The sequence below is a fragment of the Burkholderia sp. genome (genome assembly GCF_018375725.1).
Classification (GTDB): Bacteria; Pseudomonadota; Gammaproteobacteria; order Burkholderiales; family Burkholderiaceae; genus Burkholderia.
In genome coordinates, this window is sequence record NZ_JAHACR010000032.1 from 1 (window position 1) to 24,016 (window position 24,016).

Consider the following 24,016-nt stretch of genomic DNA (forward strand, 5'->3'; position numbering starts at 1 on the left):
GCCGCCGAGCGTCTGGCCGGCCGCCGTCGGCATCGGCGCGGCGCTCGTGCTGCTGCTCGGATTCGCGCTGCCGCCGCTCGCGCCACTCACGCGCGTGCCGCCCGTACGCGTGTTGCGGCGCGAGTGGGGCGATGCGGTGCGCATCGCATGGGCGGCCTATGCGGTCGGCATCGCATTGTTCGCCGGGCTGCTGATCGCGGCGGCGGGCAACCTGAAGCTCGGCCTGATCGTTACGGGGGGCTTTGCGGGCGCGCTCGTCGGCTTCGTGCTGATTGCCCGGCTCGCGCTGTTCGCCGCCGCGCGGGCGGTGCGCAACGGCCGGCTGGCCGCCGCACTCGGCTGGCGCTATGCGCTGGCGTCGCTGCATCGCCGCGGAACCGCGAGCGCGTTGCAGATCACCGCGCTCGCGCTCGGCCTGATGTGCCTGCTGCTGATTTCGATCACCCGCAACGACCTGATCGCGGGCTGGCGGCAGTCGACGCCGCCCGATGCGCCGAACCAGTTCCTGATCGACATCCAGCCGGACCAGCGTGCGGACGTGGCCGCGTATCTGGCCGCGCAAGGCGTGCGCGATGCGGTGCCCGCGCCGATGGTTCGAGGCCGGCTCGTCGCGATCAACGGCAAGCCGGTGAACCCGGACGCGTATCCGTCCGACGAGGCGCGCCGGCTCGTCGACCGCGAGTTCAACCTGTCGTATACGACCGAGCTGCCGTCCGACAACCGGGTCGTCGCCGGCGACTGGTTCGGCACGTCGTCATCGCCGCAGATCTCGATCGAGGCGGGCCTCGCGAAGATACTGGACGTGAAACCGGGCGACGTGCTGCGCTTCGACGTGACGGGGCTGCCCGTCGAAGCGCCCGTCACGAGCGTGCGCAAGCTGGACTGGGGCACGTTCAGGGTCAACTTCTTCGTGCTGATGCCGCCCGCCACCTTGCAGGATTTCCCGGCGATCTATCTGACGAGCTTTCGTCTGCCGGCGGAACGCCAGGCGCTGCTCGATACGCTGATCGCGCGTTATCCGAACCTGACGGCGATCGACGTCACGCCGATCCTCGCGCAGCTGCAGCGCGTGATGCTGCAGGTGGTCGGCGCGGTGCAGTTCCTGTTCGCGTTCACGCTCGTCGCCGGCGTGCTGGTGCTCTATACGGCGCTCGCCGGGTCGCGCGACGAGCGTGTGCGTGAAGCGGCGCTGCTGCGCGCCCTCGGCGCGTCGCGGGCACAGGTCAATGCGGTGCAGCGCGCGGAGTTCATCGTGGTCGGCGTGCTGGCCGGCGCGATGGCGGCGGCGGGGGCGCTTGCGGTCGGCTGGGTGCTGGCGTCACGCGTATTCTATTTCCGGCTCGCCGTCGATCCGTGGCTCGTGCCGGCCGGCATCGCGGCCGGTGTCGCATGTGCCGGTGCGGCCGGCTGGCTGAGCCTGCATAATGTGCTGCGGCGCCCTGCGCTGCAGTCGCTGCGCGACGCGTGAGCGTCGCTTTCGGCCGTTGAATTCCTTGATTTCCGATTATCCGTATGACCGATATGAATGACGAAGCGCCGTCGCAACCGACGGCGTTTGAACTGGTGGGCGGCGAAGCGCGCGTGCGCGAGATGGTGGACCGCTTCTACGACCTGATGGATCTCGAGCCGGAATTCGCGCAGATTCGCGCGGTGCATCCGGTGTCGCTCGACGGTTCGCGCGACAAGCTGTTCTGGTTCCTGTGCGGCTGGCTCGGCGGCCCGGATCTTTACATCAGCCGTTTCGGACATCCGCGCCTGCGCGCGCGGCATCTGCCGTTTCCGATCGCGTCGGCCGAGCGCGACCAATGGCTGCGCTGCATGGCGTGGGCGATGGAAGACATCGGCTTGCCCGAGCCGCTGCGCGAGCGGCTGATGCACGCGTTCTACGAGACGGCCGACTGGATGCGCAACCGGCCCGGTTGATCGCCCGGTACGCCGCCGCCCGGATGCCATCCGGGGCGCGGCCGGTCATGCGCGACGCGGCGTCGGATATTCGCGCCGGGTCACGCGGCCAACGGGCATGCGAACGCGTCATGACCGTTTCCCACTCACGCACAACAGGATGTGCTCCATGACGACTCGAGCGTTGTTTCGCGAAGATGCCTACCTGACCCGCTGCGACGCGGTCGTGACGGGCGTCGACGACGACGGCATTCATCTCGACCGTACGGTGTTCTATCCGCTCGGTGGCGGCCAGGCCGGCGATTGCGGCGTGCTGACGCTGCCGGACGGCACGTCGATCGCGATCGACGACACGCGCAAGGCGAAATTCGACGGCGCGACACCCGACGACGCGATACACGTGCCCGCGCCGGGGCAAGACGCAAGCCTGTCGGCGCTTGCGCGCGGCGTGCCGATCGTGGCGGAAATCGACTGGTCGAGGCGCTATCGGCACATGCGGCTGCATACGGCCGGGCACCTCGCGTGCGCGGTCCTGCCGTATCCGGTCGATGGCTGCAGCGTGACGGCCGATTATGTGCGGATCGATTTCGCAACGGTGGAGCCGATCGATCGCGAACACGTCGAGCAACGTCTCGCCGAACTGGTCGGCGGCGCGCATCCGGTCTCGACCGAGTGGATCACCGACGACGAGATGGCCGCGCGGCCCGAGCTGGTCCGGGCCATGAGCGTGAAGCCGCCGATCGGCCTCGGCCGGGTGCGGCTGCTGCGCATCGAGGACGTCGACCTGCAGCCGTGCGGCGGCACGCATGTGCGCAATACATCGGAGATCGGCGGCTTGCGGGTCGTGAAGCTCGAAAAGAAAAGCGCGCGAACGCGTCGCCTCGTACTGGCGCTCGCATGACGGCGCGCAACGAGATGGCGGCGGACGATGCGGCGCTGGATCCGCAGGCGCGCGAGGTGCTGGATTTCTGGTTCGGCGAGCCCGGCTCTGCGGCGTTCGGCCGTTCGCGCAAAATCTGGTTCAGCGGCGGCGCGGCGTTCGATCGGCAATTGCGCGATCGCTTCGGTGCGCGGCTCGATGCGGCGCGCGACGGTGTGTACGATCACTGGGCCGAGACGCCGCTCGGTGCGCTCGCACTGATCGTCGTGCTCGACCAGTTCTCGCGCAACATCCACCGCGGCACACCGCAGGCATTCGCCGCCGACGCGAAGGCGCTCGTGCTGGCGCGCAAGCTGGTCGAGGCGGGCTGGGACAGGCGGTTGCCGAGCGGCCATCATCGTGCGTTCGCCTACCTGCCGTTCGAGCATGACGAATCGCTCGACAGCCAGCGCGAGGCCGTGCGCCTGTGCGACGGAATCAAGGTCGAAGCCGGGTGCGCGGGATATTACGATCACGCGTTGCGTCATGCGGCCGTGATCGGGCGCTTCGGGCGCTTTCCTCACCGGAATGCGATTCTCGGGCGCGCATCGACCGGCGAGGAGGCGGCGTTTCTGCGTGAGCCGGGCGCGTCGTTCTGACTTGCCGTCCGGAAAGGCTTTCCCATGCACGGCAGTGCGGCGTGGCGGATAAGGATGTGCGGCGCCGAAGGCCGTTACCGCCCGCCGCCGACGTCGAGAAGGGCGCCGGTGGTATATGACGCGGCGTCGCTGAGCAGCCACACGATCGCTTCGGCGACCTCGCGGGCCTCGCCGGCGCGCCCGATCGGCGTCTGCGCGCCCAGACGCGCGGCGCGGCCTGGCTGGCCGCCGCTCGCGTGAATGTCGGTTTCGATCAGGCCCGGCCGTACCGCGTTGACGCGCACACCGTGCGGCCCCAGTTCCTTCGCGAGCCCGACCGTCAGGGTATCGATCGCCCCCTTCGAACCTGCGTAGTCGACGTATTCGTTCGGCGAGCCAAGCCGCGCGGCGATCGACGAGACGTTGACGATGGCGCCGCCGCGTCCGCCGCGGTCGGTCGACAGGCGGCGTGCGGCTTCGCGCGCGCACAGGTACGCGCCGAGCACGTTTATGTCGAACACCCGCTTCAGCCGCTCGACCGGCATCTCGGCGAGCGGCAGCGATGGCGCGACGATGCCGGCGTTGTTGACGAGCGCGTCGAGCCTGCCGAGCGACGCGCCGACACAATCGAACATCGCGACGACATCCGCTTCGTCGGACACGTCGCCGGCCACGATGCAGGCGCGTCCGCCCGCGTCGCGCACCGCTTGCGCCGTGGCTTCGGCCGCGACGGCATCGCGTGCATAGTTGACGCCGACATCCCAGCCGCGCAGCGCTGCCAGCACCGCGGTCGCGCGGCCGATGCCGCGGCTCGCGCCGGTGATGAGGACGACTTTGCGTTCGGGGATGCCGGTCATCGCGTCGGGGTTGGGATCATTCGGTCTCTTCGGGCGCCCACTTGTCGATCGCGGGCGGGCGGTAGTGGCGCAGTTGCCCGATCAGCGCGGCCGGGTCGGAATCGATGCACAGCGCATCGAAATAGGCCGGACGCATGAAGCCTTCGTCGACCGTATGCGTGAGCAGTGCGATCAGCGGATCGTAGAACGCGTCGATGTTGTAGAGCGCGACCGGCTTGCGGTGATAGCCGAGCTGCGCCCACGTATAGACTTCGAAGAACTCCTCGAGCGTGCCGGCGCCGCCCGGCATCGCGACGAATGCGTCGGCGAGGTCGGCCATCATCTTCTTGCGGTGGTGCATGTCGGGCACCACATGCAGTTCGGACAGGCCGGTGTGACCGACTTCCTTGTCGACGAGCAGTTCGGGGATCACGCCGACCGCACGGCCGCCGGCCGCCATCACCGCGTCGGCGATCGTGCCCATCAGGCCGACGCGGCCGCCGCCGTAGACGAGCGTGAGGCCGGCGTCGACGAGTGCGCGCCCGAACGCGCGCGCGGCATCCGCGTAGACGGGCCGCACGCCCGGCGACGAACCGCAGTAGACGCATACGGCCTTCATTGCTTCGCGTCCTTCGCGAGGGCCGGCCCACCGGCGGCGCGCGGCGAACCATCGCGCGGCGGCAGGTAATCGGCGAATTCGCGCTTGGGCAGCTTGCCCGACACGAGATCGTCGAACAGCTCGCGCGAGCGGCCGCGCAGGTAGGGCGCCATCACCGAGATCACATGCATGCTGACCTGGTGCAGTTCTTCGCGAATCGCGTCCTGGTCGTTGTATTTGCGCGGATGCATCACGTACTGATACGACAGCCAGTACGTCGAGATCACCGCCATGTTGGTCGCGATGACCTCGATTTCGGCGGGGGTCGCCACGAGGTCGCCGTCGGATGCGAGCAGCTCGCACATCTCGCGCGCGAAGCGCACCTTGTGGCTGATGATCTGCTTGAAATGCGTCTCGAGCGTGCGGTTGCGCGCGAGCAGATCGTTGAGGTCGCGATAAAGGAAGCGATACGTCCACATGAAGTCGGCCATGTACTGCAGGTACGACCATGTTTCGTCGATCGTCGGACGGTGATCTTCGGGGAAGCGCAGACGCTTTTCGATCGCCTGCTCGAACTGCGCGAAGATGCTGTTGATGATGTCGTCCTTGTTGCGGAAATGGTAGTACAGGTTGCCTGGACTGATTTCCATTTCCTCGGCGATCGTCGTGGTGGTGACGTTCGGCTCGCCGATCTCGTTGAAGAGTTTCAGAGACAGCTCAAGAATCCGTTCGCGAGTGCGGCGGGGAGGTTTCGCTTCCATGTCGTCCGGCCCTGTGTGTGCCGGACTGGCGGGCGCTGCAATCGATGCTGCGTGATTCGTCCGGCTCGGGTTGCTGTTCTAATACTAACGGACGATTATAAACCGGGGTTTTGCCGCGCCGGTGCATTTCCTCATCGGGGCATACCCGGCGATGACGCGCACCGCGCCGGTCACGGCAGGTCAGGCGCCGAGCCAGCGCGCGACGACCGGGCCGAGCACGAAGCCCCACGTCGTCAGGCAGGCCAGGAGCGCGACCGTCACGGCCGCGCTGCCGAGATCCTTCGCGCGTTTCGACAGTTCGTGGCGTTCGAGCGAGATGCGGTCGATGGCGGCCTCGACGCTCGAGTTCAGCAACTCGACAATCAGCACCAGCAGCACCGAGCCGATCAGCAGTGCGCGAGACGCGGCCGGCACCGGTGCGAGCGCACCGATCGGCAGCATCACAGCCGCGAGCGTGAGTTCCTGGCGGAACGCGCTCTCCTCGCGAATCGCCACCCTGAAGCCGTTCATCGAATTCCTGAGCGCGTACCACGCGCGGCTGAAGCCGCGATTGCCCTTGTACGGATTCGGCGCGAGCGGATCGTCGGTGCCGAGCGGCTCGTGCGTATCGGTGTCGGCGTGCGACTCGTCCTCGTCGAACGGTTTGTGCCGCCGCGGCGCGCAGCCGCGGGCGGGGCCGGCGTCCGGCGAAAGCTTGTCGTGGAGGTCGCGTTTCAAACGGGGGCACCTTCGGTGGAGGGGCGGGCGGTTTTCGGCAGCGGCTTCAGGTTCGATGCGAACTGCTCGGACGCGGCGCGCCACGAGAAGCGTTCCGCCCAGGCCCGCGAGGTCGATCGTTCGATCTTCAGCGCTTCGAGGCAGGCTTCCTGCAGGTCTTCGTGCATCGCGCCCGCATCGCCGTCGCCGAGCACGTCGATCGGGCCGGTGACCGGATACGCGGCGACCGGCGTGCCGCACGCCAGCGCTTCGAGCAGCACGAGGCCGAACGTATCGGTGCGGCTCGGGAATACGAACACGTCCGCCGCCGCGTACACCTTCGCGAGCTCGACCTGCGACAGCACGCCGAGATAATTCGCTTCCGGGTAGCGCGACTTCAGCTCGGCGAGCGCAGGGCCTTCACCCGCGACCCACTTCGAGCCGGGCAGGTCGAGACGCAGGAACGCCTCGACGTTCTTCTCGATCGCGACGCGGCCGACATACAGGAAGATCGGCCGCACGGTGTTGAGGACCTTGGATGTCATGGGCCGGAAGATATCGAGATCGACGCCGCGTGTCCATAGGACGACGTTCGTGAAGCCATGCTTTTCGAGATCGTGCCTGACGACGGGCGTCGGCGCCATCACCGCGCGCGACGGCCCGTGGAACCATCGCAGGAAACGATAGGTCGCGGTCAGCGGGATGCCGAAGCGCGCCTGCACGTATTCCGGAAAGCGCGTGTGATAGGCGGTCGTGAACGGCAGATCGCGCGCCCGCGCGTAGCGGCGGGCGGCGAGGCCGAGCGGCCCTTCGGTCGCGATGTGCAGCGCGTCGGGCGCGAATGCATCGATCCGCGCGCGCAGCTTGCGGTACGGCAGGATCGACAGGCGGATTTCCGGGTAGGTCGGGCAGGGCACCGTGCGGAATTCGAGCGGCGTCAGCAACTCGACGCGGTGACCGAGCGCGGTGAGTTCGCGGGACGTGCTCTTCAGCGTGCGCACGACGCCGTTGACTTGCGGTTCCCAAGCGTCGGTGACGATCATGATCTTCATCGCGGCGAATGTCCTGTAGGCGTGGTCAGACAGTGGCTTTGGTTTTGCGCGAGACGGCCGGGGACGGCGTGCGCATGGCGGTCCAGTAGACGATTTGCAGTTCGCCTTCCGTTGTCTCGACGAGTGCGGAGAGACTCTCGACCCAGTCGCCGTCGTTGCAATACAGGACGCCGTCGATGTCGCGGATCTCCGCCTTGTGGATATGGCCGCAGACGACGCCGTCGCAGCCGCGGCGGCGCGCTTCGTCGGTCATCACGGTCTCGAACCGGGAGATGAAATTCACCGCGTTCTTGACCTGGTGCTTCAGGTATTGCGACAGCGACCAGTACTGGAAGCCGAGACGGTTCCGGATCCGGTTGAACCAGCGGTTCAGCACGAGGATCACCGTGTAGAGCGTGTCGCCGAGATACGCGAGCCATTTCGCGTGCTGGATCACGCCGTCGAACAGATCGCCGTGGACGATCCACAAACGTTTGCCCGACAGCGTCGTGTGAAACGCTTCGCCGCGCACCTGGATGTCGCCGAACGCGAGGTCGCAGAATTGCCGTGCGCCTTCGTCGTGGTTGCCGGGGATGTAGACGACCTGCGTGCCCTTGCGCGCCTTGCGCAGGATCTTCTGCACGACGTCGTTGTGCGCCTGCGGCCAGTACCAGCCCTTTTTCAGCTGCCAGCCGTCGATGATGTCGCCGACGAGATACAGATACTCCGATTCGTTGTGGCGCAGGAAGTCGAGCAGGTACGTCGCCTGGCAGCCGCTCGACCCGAGATGGATGTCGGACAGCCAGATGGTGCGATAGCGATGGACGGAGGGTTCGTGTTCTTCATGCTGGATGGCATGCGCATCGGGCGGCAGCCGGGCCGCGAGGGCTTCGGCCGCGGCGGAGCCGGACAGGAAAGCGGTTGCGGCACGCGTGCCGAGCGGGGTACGGAATAGGGAGGTCGCGGACGTTTTGGGGTCCATGCATGACTCGCGCCGGTTGACATTACCGGCATTCCGCCATGTGGGTGTGACGATGCCGTGACAGTCACAAGGCGTTCGTATTACGGCAGGCGAAGGCAGTTGACGGGTGAATCGTCATGGGCGCGCGAGCCTCGGGTTTCGCCGGATGGGCAGCGTACAGCGGGCGTTTCCGAAAGGCGGCCCGGCGTGCGCACCGGTCTCAGCGCGGCAGCGCGACGATGCGCGTGCGCGCGATGCGGTCGTGCGGGAACTGGCGTGCCGGATGCAGGCGGGCCGCGGCGGCCCACGCGACGCCCCACGCGCCGGTCAATGCGAGCGTGGCCGACGTGGAGCAGCCTGCGAGCGGATGCAGCGCGAGCGGCGGCAGGAACCACAGCCAGCCGAGGAGATAGCGCACGAGCGCGTGACGGGCGGTCAGCGGGCCGCCGTCGGCCGATTCGATCCGCAGGCGCCAGGTCTTCATCGGCAGCGTCTGACCGCCGTGAGTCCAGAACCCGATGAAATACACGCCGGCGACGAGCGCGATCCATGCGGCCAGCAGGTTGGGGGAAGCGGAGCCGTTGCGCGGCGTCGCGAGGGTGAACGCGAGGCCGGCGAAGAACACGACGCCGGCCAGCAGGATCGCTTCATAGAGCAGCGCGGCGAGACGTCGCCGGACGGACGGCGGAGCGGACGGAGGCAGGGACGGCTGCGGCACGGCCGCTTACGATCCCTTGAACAGCGACGACGTGTCGGCGGGCGATGCGGGGGTCGGTGCGGCCGGCGCGCCCGCAGTGGACGAAGCGACGGCCGGCGGTGCGGCGACGCTGCCCGACGCGGGCTGTCCTGCCGCGGTCTTGGTGGTGCCGGCCGGATGATTGTGCGCGTTGACGAGGCGGCTGACGTCGCGGTCGGCCTTGCCGCTCGGCGGCGCGCTGACGACGGTCGGACGTAGGCGACGCTCGGCGGCCGCGAGCCGCTCCTTCTGTTCGGCGGGCAACTGCTGGTAGGCGCGCCAGGCGCGCTCACGCGCTTGCGCGGACAGATCCTTCGCGACCTGATAGTTCTCGCGCGCGACGCGTCGCTGTTCGGGCGTCATGCCGACCCATTCGGTCATGCGCTCGTGCAGCCGGTTCTGCGCATCGGGCGTCATTTTCGGGAAACGGGCGGCGATCTTCAGCCATTTGCGCTTACGGGCGTCGCTGAACGCGTCCCATTGGTCGGCGAACGGCGCGAGCGCGACATGCTGCGCGGGCGTCAGACGCGCCCACGACAGCGGTCCGCCGGCGGCAGGCAGCGGAGCGAGATCGGCGGTCAGCGCGATGGCGGCCGACCCGAGTACGGGGGCGCCGTTGGTGGCGGCGGCGATTGCCGCAGGCTGCGGGTGAAATCGTGAATACGTGGCGGCATAGGTGACCGCGATCGCGATCATGCATCCGAAGAAAACGGCCAGGCCGCGTTTCTGGTTCACCCGTGCGATCCTCTTCTCGTAGCGTTAGTGGGCGTGCGACAGATACGCGTTGAACCCGTGATCGAGATACGCGTCGAGTGGCAGGCTGTCGCTGAGCATGGCCGCGTCGATATCGGCCAGCTCGGCCGTGCGCTGCATGTCTTCCCAGTACGCGATGCCAACGAGGCCGGCGAGCAGCAGCGCAAGCGGCCACGCACGCAGCAGGCGGCGTGCGAACGACACCGGGGGGCGCTGCCCTGCGTGAACCGGGCCATGCGCGCCGGCCGCGCCGGCGAATGCCGGGACGAAGACCGGCGCCGTCGCGGGCTCGGGTTTCCTGCGCGCGAGCGCAGCCCGGCGGGCGGCGGCGAGCCGGTCGGTCGTATCGGCGGGCAGCGCGGCGGCACGCTCGTCGAGCGCGCGGCGCACCTTCAGCGCGAATTCGTGTTCTCGGGTTTCAGGGGCGTTGCTCATAGCGTGATTCCTTTGGCCTTGAGCGCTTGCGCCAGCGTGTGGGTGGCTCGCGAACAATGTGTCTTGACGCTGCCTTCCGAGCACCCCATTGCGGCGGCGGTTTCGGCGACATCCATATCTTCCCAGTAACGCATCAGGAACGCTTCCCGTTGACGTGCCGGGAGTTTTTGGATTGCTTCGTCGATCAGGGCCAGAACCTGCTCGCGTTCGAGGCGGTGCTCGCTGCTCTCGACCCCAGGACTATTGTCCGCCGATTCGAGGGTTTCGAGCGGGTCGAAATCCTCATCGTCGGTGTTGTTGAGCGACGAGAAGAGCGTCACCCAGGTGTTGCGGACTTTCTGCCGGCGGAACCAGTCGTGGATCGTGTTCTGCAGGATCCGCTGAAACAGCAGCGGCAGTTCGGCGGCCGGCCGGTCGCCGTATTTTTCGGCCAGCTTGATCATCGCGTCCTGCACGATGTCGAGCGACGCATCGTCGTCACGGACCGCGTACGCAGCCTGCTTGAACGCGCGCCTTTCGACGCCCGCCAGAAAGTCGGCGAGTTCCTTGTCTGATGCCATTCCGTGAAGGTCTGCGCTGCGGAGACTGCGGCGTGATGAAAGAAGTCGAAAAATTTCGTAAAACCCGCGGATGCTAACAAATTTTCGCGGGTCGTGGCACCGGGGACGGATCGACGCGTTGCAAGCGGGCCGCGGCGGCGCAGCGCCGCCGGCACGTGGATGATGCGCTGCGGGATATTTTGCTTGACCGTGTTTCGGCGACCCGCTATCGTTGACCGTTCGCAACATAAGTGATGGTCTCATTTGAGGCTGGCCCAAGAAGCCCGCCCTTCAACTGGACGCGCCGCTTGAACCCGAGCCACAAGCCCGGCAGAGAGCACCCGATCAATTTTTTGCCGAAAATTCGATAGGTCAACGATGAATATGCCCAGCGCGGAATTCTCCACGTCGGAACCCCTTACGCCTCCCGATAGCGACTCGATCGGCGCCACCGTGCTCATGAAGGCACTGGCCGACGAAAACGTCGAATTCATCTGGGGCTACCCTGGCGGCTCGGTCCTGTATATCTACGACGAGCTGTACAAACAAGACAAGATTCAACACGTGCTGGTGCGCCACGAGCAGGCGGCCGTGCACGCAGCCGACGCCTATGCGCGTTCCACCGGCAACGTCGGCGTCTGCCTCGTGACGTCGGGTCCGGGCGTCACCAACGCGGTGACCGGCATCGCGACGGCCTATATGGATTCCATTCCGCTCGTCGTGATCAGCGGCCAGGTGCCGACCGCGGCGATCGGCCAGGACGCATTCCAGGAGTGCGACACGGTCGGCATCACGCGTCCGTGCGTGAAGCACAACTTCCTCGTGAAGGACGTGCGCGACCTCGCGGAAACCGTCAAGAAGGCGTTCTATATCGCGCGCACCGGCCGTCCCGGCCCCGTGCTGATCGACATTCCGAAGGACGTGTCGAAGACCCCGTGCGAGTACGAGCCGGTCAAGAGCGTGTCGCTGCGTTCGTACAATCCCGTCACGAAGGGCCACTCGGGCCAGATCCGCAAGGCGGTGTCGCTGCTGCTGTCGGCGAAGCGCCCGTACATCTATACCGGCGGCGGGATCGTCCTCGCCGACGCGGCACGCGAGCTGAACCAGTTCGCCGACCTGCTCGGCTATCCGGTCACCAACACGCTGATGGGCCTCGGCGGCTATCGCGCGTCGGACCGCAAATTCCTCGGCATGCTCGGCATGCACGGCACCTACGAAGCCAACATGGCGATGCAGCACTGCGACGTGCTGATCGCGATCGGCGCACGCTTCGACGACCGCGTGATCGGCGATCCGGCGCACTTCGCGTCGAATCCGCGCAAGATCATCCATATCGACATCGACCCGTCGTCGATCAGCAAGCGCGTGAAGGTCGACATCCCGATCGTCGGCGACGTGAAGGAAGTGCTGAAGGAGCTGATCGAGCAGCTGCAGACGGCCGAGCACGGTCCGGACACCGAAGCGCTCGCGCAATGGTGGAAGGACATCGAGAGCTGGCGCGCGAAGGACTGCCTGAAATACGACCGCGACAGCGAGATCATCAAGCCGCAATACGTGGTCGAAAAGGCGTGGGAACTGACGGACGGCAACGCGTTCGTCTGTTCGGACGTCGGCCAGCACCAGATGTGGGCCGCGCAGTTCTACCGTTTCAATAAGCCGCGCCGCTGGATCAATTCGGGCGGCCTCGGCACGATGGGCTTCGGCCTGCCGGCGGCGATGGGCGTCAAGATGGCGCATCCGGACGACGACGTGCTGTGCATCACGGGCGAAGGCTCGATCCAGATGTGCATCCAGGAGTTGTCGACCTGCAAGCAGTACGACACGCCGGTCAAGATCATTTCGCTGAACAACCGCTATCTCGGCATGGTCCGCCAGTGGCAGCAGATCGAATACAGCAAGCGCTATTCGCATTCGTACATGGATGCGCTGCCGGATTTCGTGAAGCTCGCCGAGGCGTACGGCCACGTCGGCATGCGCATCGAACGAACCGCGGACGTCGAGCCGGCGCTGAAGGAAGCGCTGCGCCTGAAGGACCGCACGGTGTTTCTCGACTTCCAGACTGATCCGACCGAGAACGTCTGGCCGATGGTACAGGCCGGCAAGGGCATCACCGAGATGCTGCTCGGATCGGAAGATCTGTAACGGCGCGACGCGCGCCGGCTGCGGGCGGCCGCCCTCACGAAGGGCGGCGCGGCACGCGGCGGTGCGCGGCGCTGGTTAATCGACACGGACACATTCTGGAAGAAGCGAACATGAGACACATCATTTCCGTCCTGCTGGAAAACGAACCGGGCGCGCTGTCGCGCGTGGTCGGTCTGTTCTCGGCACGCGGCTACAACATCGAAACCTTGACGGTGGCGCCGACCGAAGACCAATCGCTGTCGCGGCTCACCATCGTTTCCATTGGCTCCGACGACGTGATCGAACAGATCACGAAGCATCTGAACCGCCTGATCGAGGTGGTGAAAGTTGTGGACCTGACCGACGGTGCACACATCGAACGCGAGCTGATGCTGATCAAGGTACGGGCAGTGGGCAAGGAGCGCGAAGAAATGAAGCGGATGTCGGACATTTTCCGCGGCCGCATCATCGACGTGACCGAAAAGACCTACACGATCGAATTGACGGGCGCGAGCGACAAGCTCGACGCATTCATCCAGGGGCTGGACGCGGGCGCGATCCTAGAGACCGTGCGCACCGGCAGTTCCGGCATCGGACGCGGCGAGCGCATCCTGAAGGTTTGAGGCCGCATTGGCACGCCGGGTGCGCCGTCATGTCCCGGCCGCAGTACCCAATCGAACGAAATTTTGAATCAGTGAAGGAATAATCATGAACGTTTTCTACGACAAAGACGCCGATCTCTCCCTCATCAAGGGCAAGCAAGTCACGATCATCGGTTATGGCTCGCAAGGCCATGCACACGCGCTGAACCTGAAGGACAGCGGCGTGAACGTGACGGTCGGTCTGCGCAAGGGCGGCGCGTCGTGGAGCAAGGCCGAGAATGCCGGCCTCGCGGTCAAGGAAGTCGCGGAAGCCGTGAAGGGCGCCGACATCGTGATGATGCTGCTGCCGGACGAGCAGATCGCCGACGTCTACGCGAAGGAAGTGCATCCGAACATCAAGCAGGGCGCGGCACTCGCATTCGCGCACGGCTTCAACGTCCACTACGGCCAGGTGATCCCGCGTGCCGACCTCGACGTGATCATGATCGCGCCGAAGGCGCCGGGCCACACCGTGCGCGGCACGTATTCGCAGGGCGGCGGCGTGCCGCACCTGATCGCGGTGGCGCAGGACAAGTCGGGCGCGGCGCGCGACATCGCGCTGTCGTACGCGGCGGCGAACGGCGGCGGCCGTGCCGGCATCATCGAGACCAACTTCCGCGAAGAGACCGAAACCGACCTGTTCGGTGAGCAGGCCGTCCTGTGCGGCGGCACGGTCGAACTGATCAAGGCCGGTTTCGAGACGCTGGTCGAAGCGGGCTACGCGCCGGAAATGGCGTACTTCGAGTGCCTGCACGAGCTGAAGCTGATCGTCGACCTGATCTACGAAGGCGGCATCGCGAACATGAACTACTCGATCTCGAACAACGCCGAGTACGGCGAGTACGTGACCGGCCCGCGCGTCGTCACGGAAGAGACGAAGAAGGCGATGAAGCAGTGCCTGACCGACATCCAGACGGGCGAGTACGCGAAGAGCTTCATCCTCGAGAACAAGGCCGGCGCCCCGACGCTGCAGTCGCGCCGCCGCCTGACGGCCGAGCACCAGATCGAGCAGGTCGGTGCGAAGCTGCGTGCGATGATGCCGTGGATCGCGAAGAACAAGCTCGTCGACCAGACGAAGAACTAAGCGTCCCGCGCCTCGCCGGCCCTTCGAGTGGAGGGTCGGTATCAAAAAGCCGCCCGAAGGCAGCAGTGCCCCGGGCGGCTTTTGCTATCCTACGGGCTTTGCAATTCACAGAACACAGAACGAATCCATGAACTATCCTCATCCGATCATCGCGCGCGAAGGCTGGCCGTTCATCGCGATTGCAGCCGTCGTCGCGCTGTTGATCCATGCAGTCGGGGGCTTCGGCTTCGCGTGGCCGTTCTGGCTGCTGCTCGTTTTCGTCGTCCAGTTCTTCCGCGATCCGCAGCGCCCGATCCCGTCGCAGGCGAATGCGGTGCTGTGTCCGGCCGACGGCCGGATCGTCGCGGTCGAAACCGCGCAGGATCCGTACGCGAACCGCGAAGCGCTGAAGATCAGCGTGTTCATGAACGTGTTCAACGTTCACTCGCAGCGCTCGCCAGTCGATGGTGCGGTAACCAAAGTCGAATATTTCCCGGGCGCGTTCCTGAACGCGGCGATCGACAAGGCGTCGACCGAGAACGAGCGCAATGCCGTGGTGATCCAGACCACGAGCGGCAAGACCGTCACCGCGGTGCAGATCGCCGGCCTCGTCGCACGCCGCATCCTCTGCTACGTGCGCGCCGGTGAACCGCTGTCGCGCGGCCAGCGCTACGGCTTCATCCGCTTCGGTTCGCGCGTCGACGTGTACCTGCCGCTCGGCAGCCGCGCGAAGGTGTCGATCGGCGAGAAGGTCTACGCATCGTCGACGATCCTCGCCGAGCTGGAACAGTAAGCGGGAACGCGCATCATGGCCGCATTCAAACCGCGCCGGCCGCGCAACGGCAACACCCAGTTGCCGCGGCCGTTTCGCCGCAACAAATCGGTCGCGCCGGATCCGACGCCGATCGAGAGCCGCCGCGCCGCACGCCAGCAGTTCCTGAGAACGCGCGGCATCTACCTGCTGCCGAACGCCTTCACGACCGCCGCGCTGTTCTGCGGGTTCTTCGCGGTGGTGCAGGCGATGAACGTGCGCTTCGAGATCGCCGCGATCGCGATCTTTGCCGCGATGGTGCTCGACGGGATGGACGGGCGCGTCGCGCGCATGACGCACACGCAAAGCGCATTCGGCGAGCAGTTCGACAGCCTGTCCGACATGGTGTCGTTCGGCGTCGCGCCGGCACTCGTGATGTACGAGTGGGTGCTGAAGGATCTCGGCCGCTGGGGCTGGCTCGCTGCGTTCGTGTACTGTTCGGGCGCCGCGCTGCGTCTCGCGCGCTTCAACACGAACATCGGCGTCGTCGACAAGCGCTTCTTCCAGGGTTTGCCGAGCCCGGCCGCGGCCGCGCTGATCGCCGGCTTCGTCTGGCTCGCGACCGACAACCGGGTGCCGATGAAGCTCGGCTGGCTGCCGTGGGTCGCATTTGCGCTGACCATCTATGCCGGCGTGACGATGGTGTCGAACGCACCGTTCTACAGCGGCAAGGCGCTCGATGTGCGTCACCGCGTGCCATTCGCGGCGACCCTGCTGATCGTCGTGGCGTTCGTGCTCGTGTCGTCCGATCCGCCGCTGATGCTGTTCTGCCTGTTCGTGCTGTACGGCCTGTCCGGCTATGTGTTCTGGGCCTATATGGCGGTGCGGGGGCGCGCGAATCCGGCGCGCTCGTCGCAGCGCGAGCATTGACGCATCGATTGGATGCATGTCGAAACGGCGGCCTTCAGGCCGCCGTTTTCATTTGTCCCTTTTGCGTGGAATCGGGGCGCACGCCGATTGCACGTGCCGCGGATTGCCGCTATAGTCTTTCGCATGACTGCATTTCCCCGCCTCTCCCTTCTTCTAGCCGGTGCGCCGCTACGCGCGCTAGCACTAGCGCGCCTGCCGCGCTGACCGTTTTCGCCCTCCGTCAAGCCTCGTCTGTTGTTGAGCGTCGCCAGCGGTGGCGCGAATCCATCTCGTTGTACCCCCCGAACAAAGAGCTTTGGAGCCCCACATGACAGACAAGCTGATCATTTTCGATACGACGTTGCGTGATGGTGAACAGTCGCCCGGCGCATCGATGACGAAGGAAGAGAAAATCCGCATCGCGAAGCATCTGGAGCGGATGAAGGTCGATGTGATCGAGGCGGGTTTCGCCGCCAGCTCGAACGGCGACTTCGACGCGATCCATACGATCGCGGGGCTCGTGAAGGACAGCACGATCTGCTCGCTGGCGCGCGCGAACGACAAGGATATCCAGCGTGCAGCGGATGCTCTGAAGCCGGCGAACAGCTTCCGGATCCACACGTTTATCGCGACGTCGCCGCTGCACATGGAGAAGAAGCTGCGCATGACGCCGGATCAGGTGTTCGAGCAGGCGCGTCTCGCGGTGCGTTTTGCGCGCAAGTTTACCGACAACGTCGAGTTCTCGCCGGAAGACGGCAGCCGCTCGGACATGGATTTCCTCTGCCGCGTGCTCGAGGCCGTGATCGCGGAAGGGGCGACGACGATCAATATCGCCGACACGGTCGGCTACGGTGTGCCGGAACTGTACGGCAACCTCGTGAAGACGCTGCGCGAGCGCATCCCGAACTCCGACAAGGCGATCTTCTCGGTGCACTGCCATAACGACCTCGGCATGGCGGTCGCGAACTCGCTCGCCGGCGTGAAGATCGGCGGTGCGCGCCAGGTCGAATGCACGATCAACGGTCTCGGCGAGCGCGCGGGCAACACGTCGCTCGAGGAGATCGTGATGGCGGTGAAGACCCGCAAGGATTACTTCGGTCTCGATGTCGGCATCGACACGACACAGATCGTGCCGACGTCGAAGCTCGTGTCGCAGATCACCGGCTTCGTCGTGCAGCCGAACAAGGCGGTCGTCGGCGCGAACGCATTCGCGCATGCGTCGGGCATCCACCAGGACGGTGTGCTGAAGGCGCGCGACACCTACGAGATCATGCGTGCGGAAGACGTGGGCTGGACCGCGAACAAGATCGTGCTCGGCAAGCTGTCGGGTCGTAATGCGTTCAAGCAGCGCCTGCAGGAGCTCGGCGTCGCGCTGGACAGCGAAGCGGAACTGAACGCCGCGTTCATGCGCTTCAAGGATCTGGCCGACCGCAAGGCCGAGATTTTCGACGAGGACATCATCGCGATCGTGTCCGAGGAGTCCGCGTTCGCGCAGGATCAGGAGCATTACAAGTTCGTGTCGCTGTCGCAGCACTCGGAAACGGGCGAGCAGCCGCAGGCGAAGGTCGTGTTCGCGGTCGACAGCAAGGAAGTGAAAGGCGAGGCGCGCGGCAACGGGCCGGTCGACGCGACGTTCAATGCGATCGAGAGCGAAGTCGGCAGCGGTGCCGAACTGCTGCTTTATTCGGTGAACGCCATCACGACCGGCACGCAGGCGCAGGGCGAAGTGACGGTGCGTCTGTCGAAGAGCGGGCGGATCGTCAACGGTGTCGGCACCGATCCGGACATCGTCGCGGCATCCGCGAAGGCGTATATCTCGGCGCTGAACAAGCTGCACTCGAAGGACGACAAGCTCAATCCGCAGCGTTCCTGAGCGCATTGCGCGTTCGATGCAACACGCCCCGTGCGGCCTTGCGCCGCCGGGGCGTTTTCATGTCACGTTCATTCCGCGGTGCGCGCACCGAATTGCCAGCTTCGCGCAGCAGGGCGTGGTCGGCGGAAATCGACTGCGATCCCGCGGCGAGATGCATCCGCGATAAACCCTTCGAGCAGTTCGAGCACATCGTGATCGATGTAGTCGGCGCGCGTCGCGTCGATGATCACCACCGCGCGGTCCGGGATGTGCCGCAGGTGATGCTTGACCTGCACCTTGCCGAGAAACGACACATCCTTGCGGAACGACAGCAGGTAATGATCGTCGTGCTGCGCGAGCGTGACCGGGCTCTTCAGGTTCGCGACAGCGACGACGAGGACGCTGCACGCGAGGCCGAGCGCGATGCCGAACAGCAGGTCGACGGCGAGGACGCCGGCGATTGTCGCGACGAACGGCGCGAACGCGGCCGGACCTTGCCGGGCGACCGAGCGGAACAAGGCGGGCTTGGCGAGCTTGACGCCGGTATGGATCAGGATCGCGGCGAGGCTCGCGAGCGGGATCAGGTTGATGAGTCCGGTCAGCGCGAACACGCTGACGAGCAGCAGCGCGCCATGCACGATCGCGGACAGGCGGCTTTGCGCGCCTGCGTTGACGTTGACGGAGCTTCGCACGATGACCGATGTGATCGGCAGGCCGCCGACGACGCCCGCGACGAGATTGCCGACGCCTTGCGCCTTCAGTTCGCGGTCAGCTTGCACCGGTTGCCGTTTCGGGTCGATCTGCTCGACCGCTTCCAGGCTCAGCAGCGTTTCGAGGCTTGCGACGACCGCCAGCGTGATCGCGACGCGCCAGATATCCGGATTGAAGAGCTGAGAGAAGTTCGGCCCCAGTTCCGCGTGCTTGAGCGATGCGGCGAGCGCGGCGAACGATCCCAGTTCGGGCAACGCGACCCGATGCGCGGCGCCGGGTGCGATCGAAGGGGCAAGCGCGTTGAGTGCCAGCGTGACGCCGATGCCGAGCACGACGACCGCAAGCGGCGCCGGCACCGCGCGCACGAGTGCGAAACGGCGCAGCGTCTGCGTGTCCCAGCCGACGAGCAGCGCGAGCGACGCGACCGCGATCGCCGCGGACACCCATGCGGCGGGCAGGCCCGGCAGTACCGCAAACGGTTGCGCGGCGGCGCCGCCGATGCCGAGTGCAAACGGAATCTGCTTGGCGATCAGCAGCAGGCCGATCGCGGCCAGCATGCCCTTGATGACGGGCGACGGCACATACGCGGCGAAGCGCCCGGCGCGCAACATGCCGAAGGCGAATTGCAGGACGCCGGACAGCAGCACAGCGAGCAGGAACGCGGAGAAGCTGCCGAGCTGGGCGATGCCTTCGACGACGATCACGACGAGCCCGGCTGCCGGTCCGCTGACGGACAGCGACGAGCCGCTCAGGAGCGCGACGACGAGGCCGCCGACGATGCCCGAAACGAGCCCGGCGAACGGCTCGACACCGGATGCATTGGCGATGCCGAGACATAGCGGCAGCGCGACGAGGAAGACGACGGTGCCGGCGACGATATCGCGCGGCAGCGACGAGAAACGGTTGTTCAGGTTCATGGTCGGGAAGATTCCGGAAGTGTGGCGGGCGGGGCGCGTTCAGGCGAACGCCGCGTCGGCTACGTCGGCTGTGGTGCGGGTGGGCGACGCGTCGGGCGGCATATTCGGGTAGCCCGACGTCAGTTCCTCGAGGCGGCCGTCGGCGAGCGAAAAAATCCAGCCGTGCACGAGCGGCGGCCGTTCGCGGTCGCGCACGATCGGTGACGCGCGCAGCAGGCGCACCTGTTCGAGCACGTTCAGCTCGGCGAGGCGATCGGCGGCTTCCGCGTCGGGCAAGCCGTCGAGCGCGTCGCGATGGCGTCGGGCGAGCGCGCACAGCGGCGCGATGCGGCGGTTGACGTGCGGCAGATCGGGCGAGGGCGGCAGCAGCGATGCGCGCACGCCGCCGCATCCGTAATGCCCGCAGACGATCACGTGATCGACCTTCAGCACGCGTACCGCGTACTCGAGGACGCTGGCGCCGTTGTCGTCGGCGGGATCGAACAGGTTCGCGATGTTGCGATGAACGAACAGATCGCCGGGCGCACAATGCGTGATGGTCTCGGCGGGCACGCGGCTGTCCGCGCAGCCGATCCACAGCACGCGCGGGTTCTGGCCGCGTGCGAGCGCATCAAAGAAACCGGGTGAACGTTCGCGGGTTTCGCGGGCCCATGCGATGTTCGCGACTAGCATGCTCTTGGGTCTGTTCATGAGGATTCCTTTGTGATTGACGCAAATGAATATCCGGAAAAATCGATGAAATCCGTTTCTTTCTGAATTGAAAGCTTGAGTGATATTAGGGGGTTGAATTGAACGGAAGCTCGGGGCGAAACATTTTGTTTCAAATTAATTCGAGATGGTGCATTGCCTGCACCAGTGTGGCGCACCCAATAGTGAGGGTGTGGCGAATAGTCGCATGACCAGGCGTGGCGGGGCATTCGTAAATCCGGTAGCAATCTTTTTCCATTCGGAAAAGATTGCCTTTGCGTTTAATGGTAAACAATTTATTCCGGTAAAAATGAAAGGCCATTTACGCGTCGATGCGTAAATGGCCTTTGTAAAAATGCGCGTGGTTCGTGCCGCTGTTTGGCAATCAGAAAAGACCGTGGCGTTCCTGATCGTGCATCGGGTCGGGGGTTTTTTGCGTAAGCCGCAGGATGCCGCGGTCGTCGAAATAGAAGCTGTACATCATGTACCAGACGTTGTCTTCGAGGTACCGGTACGTCCACACCTCGCGCTTCATCAGCGGAAAGTACGACGTCTCGACCGGACGGCCGAAATTGACGAGCACGTCGGTCTTGGTCCACTTGCCGATCTCAGCACGATAGAACTCGTTCGGCTGCAGTACCTGGCGGACATTGACGATCTTTCCGGACGCATCGACGTCCGCGGCGACCGTGAATTCGCCCATCGGCTGGGTCGGCCACATCAGCCGCTTGCCGCCGCCGGGCAGGTCGTAGATTTCGCGTGGCGGCCCCATGCGCGCCACGATCGCCGACTGATCCTGGCCGGCCTGATATTGCTGCCACGGCTGCGCGCAACCGGCGAGGAGCGCCACGGCGCAGGCGAGCAGCACCGGGAGACGAATACGCATGAGTTTCTCCAGAACGCGGAAATACGGATGTTTTATCACGGACGGCACAGGGCGGTGCGCCGGGCCTGAAAAATCGGTGCGGGATCGCGCGCAACGCATCCGCTTGCCCGCGCGGGGCGGCCCGGCCTATGATCCGCGCTCCTCATGCGGAATAAGGGCAGGACAGCAGATGCAGGCATGGAAGCGGTGTGCACTCGCGCTGGGCGCGGGGTGGTGGCTGGCGTCGCCGGCCGCATTCGCGGGCGGCGAGCCGGTACGGATCGCGTTGATCGAGGGCATGTCCGGCCCGTTCGCGAACGCCGGTGCGGCGGTGGAGCGCAACCTGCGGTTCGGCGTCGAGCAGGTCAATGCGGGCGGCGGCGTGAAACTGCGCGACGGCATGCATCCGCTCGAACTCGTCGTGCTCGACAGCAAGGGCAGCCCGGAAGAAGCGCTCGTGCAACTGCGCGCGGCCGCGGACCGGCACATCGGTTTCGTCGCGCAAGGCAACAGCTCGGCGGTCGCGACGGCCCTCGTCGCGGCGCTCGACAAACAGAACCGGCGCAACCCGGACGACCGGATGCTGTTTCTCAACTATTCGGCCGACGATCCGGCGCTGACGGGCGCGGGCTGCAGCTTCTGGCATTTCCGCTTCGATGCGCACGCCGGGATGCGGATGGCGGCGCTCGCCGACGTCATGGCGCGCGATCGCACGCTGCGAAAGGTCTATCTGCTGAATCAGGACTACAGTTTCGGACACGACGTGAGCGGGCTCGCGCGACAGGCGCTGGGCACGCGTCGGCCGGACGTCGCGGTGGTCGGCGACGAATTCCACCCGATCGGACGGGTCAAGGATTTCTCGCCCTATGTCGAGAAGATCCGCGCGAGCGGCGCGGACGCGGTTGTGACGGGCAACTGGGGCAACGACCTGACGCTGCTCGTCAAGGCGGCGCGCGAGCAGGGGCTGCGGACGAAGTTCTACACGTTCTACGGCAACAGCCTTGGCGCGCCGGCGGCGCTGGGCGACGCGGGCGTGGGCCGTGTCGTCGCGGTTGCGGACTGGCATCCGAACGCCGGAGGCGCGCCGTACGACGCGTTTTACCGCGCGTTCCGGGCCCGTTTCCCGGCGGCGCAGGACGATTACCCGGTGTTGCGGATGAGTCTGATGATCGAGATGCTCGCGGCGGCGATGACGCGCGCCGGCTCGGCCGATCCGGTTGCGGTCGCCCGCGCGCTCGAAGGGCTGTCGTACGATAATGGCTTTCATCCGTCGCGGATGCGCGCGCAGGACCATCAGTTGATCCAACCCCTTTACGTGATGGAGATGGAGAGAGTCGGCGCGCCGGGCGTGCGCTTCGACAACGAGGGTTCCGGCTACGGTTTCCGCACGGTGCTGTCGCTGCCGGGCAAACAGACCGAGACGCCGGCGGCTTGCACAATGACGCGCCCGTGACAAACCGGTTCGGCGTGTCGCGGACTTGTGCTACAATCCTGCCCGGTTGTAAATCACGGCACGGCCATTCTTCCGTGTCCGCCCGTTCAGTTAGAAAGGAAATCAAATGTCTGTTGCTGATATCAATAAGTCGGAAGTGGTTGCTCAGTTCGCCCGTGGCGCAAACGACACGGGTTCGCCCGAAGTGCAGGTTGCCCTGCTGACGGCGCGTATCGTGGAACTGACGGGTCACTTCAAGACCCACGCGAAGGATCACCACAGCCGCCGCGGTCTGCTGCGCATGGTGAGCCGCCGCCGCAAGCTGCTCGACTACCTCAAGGGCAAGGACGCCGACCGCTACCGCGCGCTGATCGAGAAGCTGGGTCTGCGTAAGTAATCGGGGCGATCGCCTCCAGCAAGATGCCTGTGTCAGTCGCCTGATGCAGGCATTTTGTTTTTGCGCGGTACGCGGCGTCATGCGTGCCGCAGGACAACCGCTCCCGGTCGAGCGATGCGGGTTGTCCGGCCGGCCAGGCCTCAGGGTTGAGCTTTGTGTCATTCCAGCGCGCGCGTTCATGCGTCGTATCGTGAACGTCGCGCTGGAATGGCATAAAAAACACACCTCTTCCCATGTGGCCCGGTCGCGACGCCACTGCGCCGGCAAGGTTCGTGCGCGGTGAATACATGAACAAAACGTAAGGAGCGACACATGTCTCTGTTCAATAAAGTCGTGAAGGAATTCCAGTGGGGCCAGCACAAGGTGCGCCTCGAAACCGGCGAGATCGCTCGTCAGTCGAGCGGTGCCGTGATCGTCGACGTCGAGGACACGGTTGTGCTGGCGACGGTCGTCGGCGCGAAGTCGGCAAAGCCGGGCCAGGATTTCTTCCCGCTGACCGTCGACTACATCGAAAAGACCTACTCGGCCGGCAAGATCCCGGGCGGCTTCTTCCGCCGTGAAGGCCGTCCTTCGGAACACGAAACGCTGACGTCGCGCCTGATCGACCGTCCGCTGCGTCCGCTGTTCCCGGAAGGCTTCTACAACGAAGTGCAGGTGGTGATCCACGTGCTGTCCGTGAACCCGGACGTCCCGGCGGACATTCCGGCGCTGATCGGTGCATCCGCCGCGCTTGCCGTGTCGGGCCTGCCGTTCAACGGCCCGGTCGGCGCTGCGCGCGTGGCCTATATCAATAACGAATACGTGCTGAACCCGACGCGCGAGCAGCTCAAGGCGTCGCGCCTCGACCTCGTCGTCGCAGGTACGGAACGCGCGGTGCTGATGGTCGAATCCGAAGCCGACCAGCTGCCGGAAGACGTGATGCTGG

25 protein-coding genes and 1 pseudogene are annotated in these 24,016 nt (G+C 65.6%); 13 read left to right on the plus strand and 13 right to left on the minus strand.

Going from position 1 to position 24,016, the window contains the following annotated elements:
- The 4 genes from KH616_RS07015 to KH616_RS07030 form a co-directional block, all read left to right on the plus strand.
- Nucleotides 1-1,468 (plus strand): FtsX-like permease family protein (locus KH616_RS07015; RefSeq protein ID WP_292238170.1); only part of this gene is annotated, 1,468 nt, incomplete at its 5' end.
- 44 nt (nt 1,469-1,512) lie between these two features.
- A complete protein-coding gene (locus tag KH616_RS07020) occupies nt 1,513-1,923 on the plus strand; it encodes a group II truncated hemoglobin (protein WP_292238172.1) in 411 nt (136 codons plus the stop codon).
- A 148-nt stretch (nt 1,924-2,071) separates the two neighbouring features.
- Nucleotides 2,072-2,803 (plus strand): alanyl-tRNA editing protein, encoded by a 732-nt coding sequence (locus KH616_RS07025; protein WP_292238174.1) that lies wholly within the window; start codon nt 2,072-2,074, stop codon nt 2,801-2,803.
- Nucleotides 2,800-3,420, plus strand: coding sequence for a DUF924 family protein (locus KH616_RS07030; RefSeq protein WP_292238176.1), 621 nt, complete (start codon nt 2,800-2,802; stop codon nt 3,418-3,420). The genes KH616_RS07025 and KH616_RS07030 overlap by 4 nt, the downstream gene beginning before the upstream one ends.
- Nucleotides 3,421-3,494: 74 nt before the next feature.
- Here KH616_RS07030 and KH616_RS07035 read toward each other — a convergent pair whose 3' ends face one another.
- The 10 genes from KH616_RS07035 to KH616_RS07080 all read right to left on the minus strand — a co-directional run bounded on the left by KH616_RS07035 (nt 3,495) and on the right by KH616_RS07080 (nt 10,766).
- Nucleotides 3,495-4,256: an SDR family oxidoreductase gene (locus KH616_RS07035; RefSeq protein ID WP_292238178.1), complete on the minus strand. Its 762-nt coding sequence runs from the start codon at nt 4,254-4,256 to the stop codon at nt 3,495-3,497.
- Between the two features lie 16 nt (nt 4,257-4,272).
- A complete protein-coding gene (locus tag KH616_RS07040; protein ID WP_292238180.1) occupies nt 4,273-4,854 on the minus strand; it encodes a TIGR00730 family Rossman fold protein in 582 nt (193 codons plus the stop codon).
- A complete protein-coding gene (locus KH616_RS07045) occupies nt 4,851-5,594 on the minus strand; it encodes a TetR/AcrR family transcriptional regulator (RefSeq protein ID WP_292238181.1) in 744 nt (247 codons plus the stop codon). The genes KH616_RS07040 and KH616_RS07045 overlap by 4 nt, the downstream gene beginning before the upstream one ends.
- 180 nt (nt 5,595-5,774) lie before the next feature.
- Nucleotides 5,775-6,311: a diacylglycerol kinase gene (locus KH616_RS07050; protein ID WP_292238183.1), complete on the minus strand. Its 537-nt coding sequence runs from the start codon at nt 6,309-6,311 to the stop codon at nt 5,775-5,777.
- Nucleotides 6,308-7,342 (minus strand): glycosyltransferase family 1 protein, encoded by a 1,035-nt coding sequence (locus KH616_RS07055; protein ID WP_292238184.1) that lies wholly within the window; start codon nt 7,340-7,342, stop codon nt 6,308-6,310. The genes KH616_RS07050 and KH616_RS07055 overlap by 4 nt, the downstream gene beginning before the upstream one ends.
- 25 nt (nt 7,343-7,367) lie before the next feature.
- Nucleotides 7,368-8,303 (minus strand): UDP-2,3-diacylglucosamine diphosphatase, encoded by a 936-nt coding sequence (locus tag KH616_RS07060; RefSeq protein ID WP_292238186.1) that lies wholly within the window; start codon nt 8,301-8,303, stop codon nt 7,368-7,370.
- A gap of 199 nt (nt 8,304-8,502) precedes the next feature.
- On the minus strand, nt 8,503-9,000 hold the full coding sequence (locus KH616_RS07065; RefSeq protein ID WP_292238188.1) for an RDD family protein: 498 nt from the start codon (nt 8,998-9,000) through the stop codon (nt 8,503-8,505).
- A gap of 6 nt (nt 9,001-9,006) precedes the next feature.
- Nucleotides 9,007-9,753, minus strand: coding sequence for a DUF3106 domain-containing protein (locus KH616_RS07070; RefSeq protein WP_292238190.1), 747 nt, complete (start codon nt 9,751-9,753; stop codon nt 9,007-9,009).
- Nucleotides 9,754-9,777: 24 nt separating this feature from the next.
- Nucleotides 9,778-10,206 (minus strand): DUF3619 family protein, encoded by a 429-nt coding sequence (locus tag KH616_RS07075; RefSeq protein WP_292238192.1) that lies wholly within the window; start codon nt 10,204-10,206, stop codon nt 9,778-9,780.
- Entirely contained in the window at nt 10,203-10,766 is a 564-nt protein-coding gene (locus KH616_RS07080; RefSeq protein WP_292238194.1) for an RNA polymerase sigma factor, read from the minus strand. Before KH616_RS07080 ends, KH616_RS07075 begins: the two co-directional genes overlap by 4 nt.
- 357 nt (nt 10,767-11,123) lie before the next feature.
- Between KH616_RS07080 and KH616_RS07085 the strand changes: the two genes are divergently transcribed.
- The 6 genes from KH616_RS07085 (at nt 11,124) to KH616_RS07110 (ending at nt 18,103) form a co-directional block, all read left to right on the plus strand.
- Nucleotides 11,124-12,887 carry an acetolactate synthase 3 catalytic subunit gene (locus KH616_RS07085; RefSeq protein WP_292238195.1) on the plus strand — a complete coding sequence of 588 codons (1,764 nt, stop codon included), beginning with the start codon at nt 11,124-11,126 and terminating at the stop codon, nt 12,885-12,887.
- 110 nt (nt 12,888-12,997) lie between these two features.
- A complete protein-coding gene (gene ilvN / locus KH616_RS07090) occupies nt 12,998-13,489 on the plus strand; it encodes an acetolactate synthase small subunit (RefSeq protein WP_006398781.1) in 492 nt (163 codons plus the stop codon).
- Between the two features lie 85 nt (nt 13,490-13,574).
- Nucleotides 13,575-14,591, plus strand: a complete 1,017-nt coding sequence (ilvC, locus tag KH616_RS07095; protein WP_292238913.1) for a ketol-acid reductoisomerase — start codon at nt 13,575-13,577, stop codon at nt 14,589-14,591.
- Nucleotides 14,592-14,718: 127 nt separating this feature from the next.
- Nucleotides 14,719-15,363, plus strand: a complete 645-nt coding sequence (locus tag KH616_RS07100; protein WP_292238916.1) for a phosphatidylserine decarboxylase — start codon at nt 14,719-14,721, stop codon at nt 15,361-15,363.
- Nucleotides 15,364-15,378: 15 nt separating this feature from the next.
- Entirely contained in the window at nt 15,379-16,251 is an 873-nt protein-coding gene (pssA, locus tag KH616_RS07105) for a CDP-diacylglycerol--serine O-phosphatidyltransferase (protein ID WP_292238919.1), read from the plus strand.
- 307 nt (nt 16,252-16,558) lie between these two features.
- Nucleotides 16,559-18,103, plus strand: a complete 1,545-nt coding sequence (locus KH616_RS07110; RefSeq protein ID WP_292238922.1) for a 2-isopropylmalate synthase — start codon at nt 16,559-16,561, stop codon at nt 18,101-18,103.
- A gap of 68 nt (nt 18,104-18,171) precedes the next feature.
- Here KH616_RS07110 and KH616_RS07115 read toward each other — a convergent pair whose 3' ends face one another.
- From KH616_RS07115 to KH616_RS07125, 3 genes are all read right to left on the minus strand, one after another.
- Nucleotides 18,172-19,710, minus strand: coding sequence for a SulP family inorganic anion transporter (locus tag KH616_RS07115; protein WP_292238924.1), 1,539 nt, complete (start codon nt 19,708-19,710; stop codon nt 18,172-18,174).
- Between the two features lie 39 nt (nt 19,711-19,749).
- Nucleotides 19,750-20,400: a carbonic anhydrase gene (locus KH616_RS07120; RefSeq protein ID WP_292238927.1), complete on the minus strand. Its 651-nt coding sequence runs from the start codon at nt 20,398-20,400 to the stop codon at nt 19,750-19,752.
- A gap of 382 nt (nt 20,401-20,782) precedes the next feature.
- On the minus strand, nt 20,783-21,283 hold the full coding sequence (locus KH616_RS07125) for a hypothetical protein (protein ID WP_292238928.1): 501 nt from the start codon (nt 21,281-21,283) through the stop codon (nt 20,783-20,785).
- A 169-nt stretch (nt 21,284-21,452) separates the two neighbouring features.
- Between KH616_RS07125 and KH616_RS07130 the strand changes: the two genes are divergently transcribed.
- The 3 genes and pseudogenes from KH616_RS07130 to KH616_RS07140 all read left to right on the plus strand — a co-directional run.
- Nucleotides 21,453-22,715, plus strand: coding sequence for a branched-chain amino acid ABC transporter substrate-binding protein (locus KH616_RS07130; protein WP_292238931.1), 1,263 nt, complete (start codon nt 21,453-21,455; stop codon nt 22,713-22,715).
- A gap of 106 nt (nt 22,716-22,821) precedes the next feature.
- Nucleotides 22,822-23,091, plus strand: a complete 270-nt coding sequence (gene rpsO, locus KH616_RS07135) for a 30S ribosomal protein S15 (RefSeq protein WP_292238934.1) — start codon at nt 22,822-22,824, stop codon at nt 23,089-23,091.
- Nucleotides 23,092-23,403: 312 nt separating this feature from the next.
- Nucleotides 23,404-24,016, plus strand: a pseudogene (locus KH616_RS07140) (polyribonucleotide nucleotidyltransferase); the annotation flags it as partial.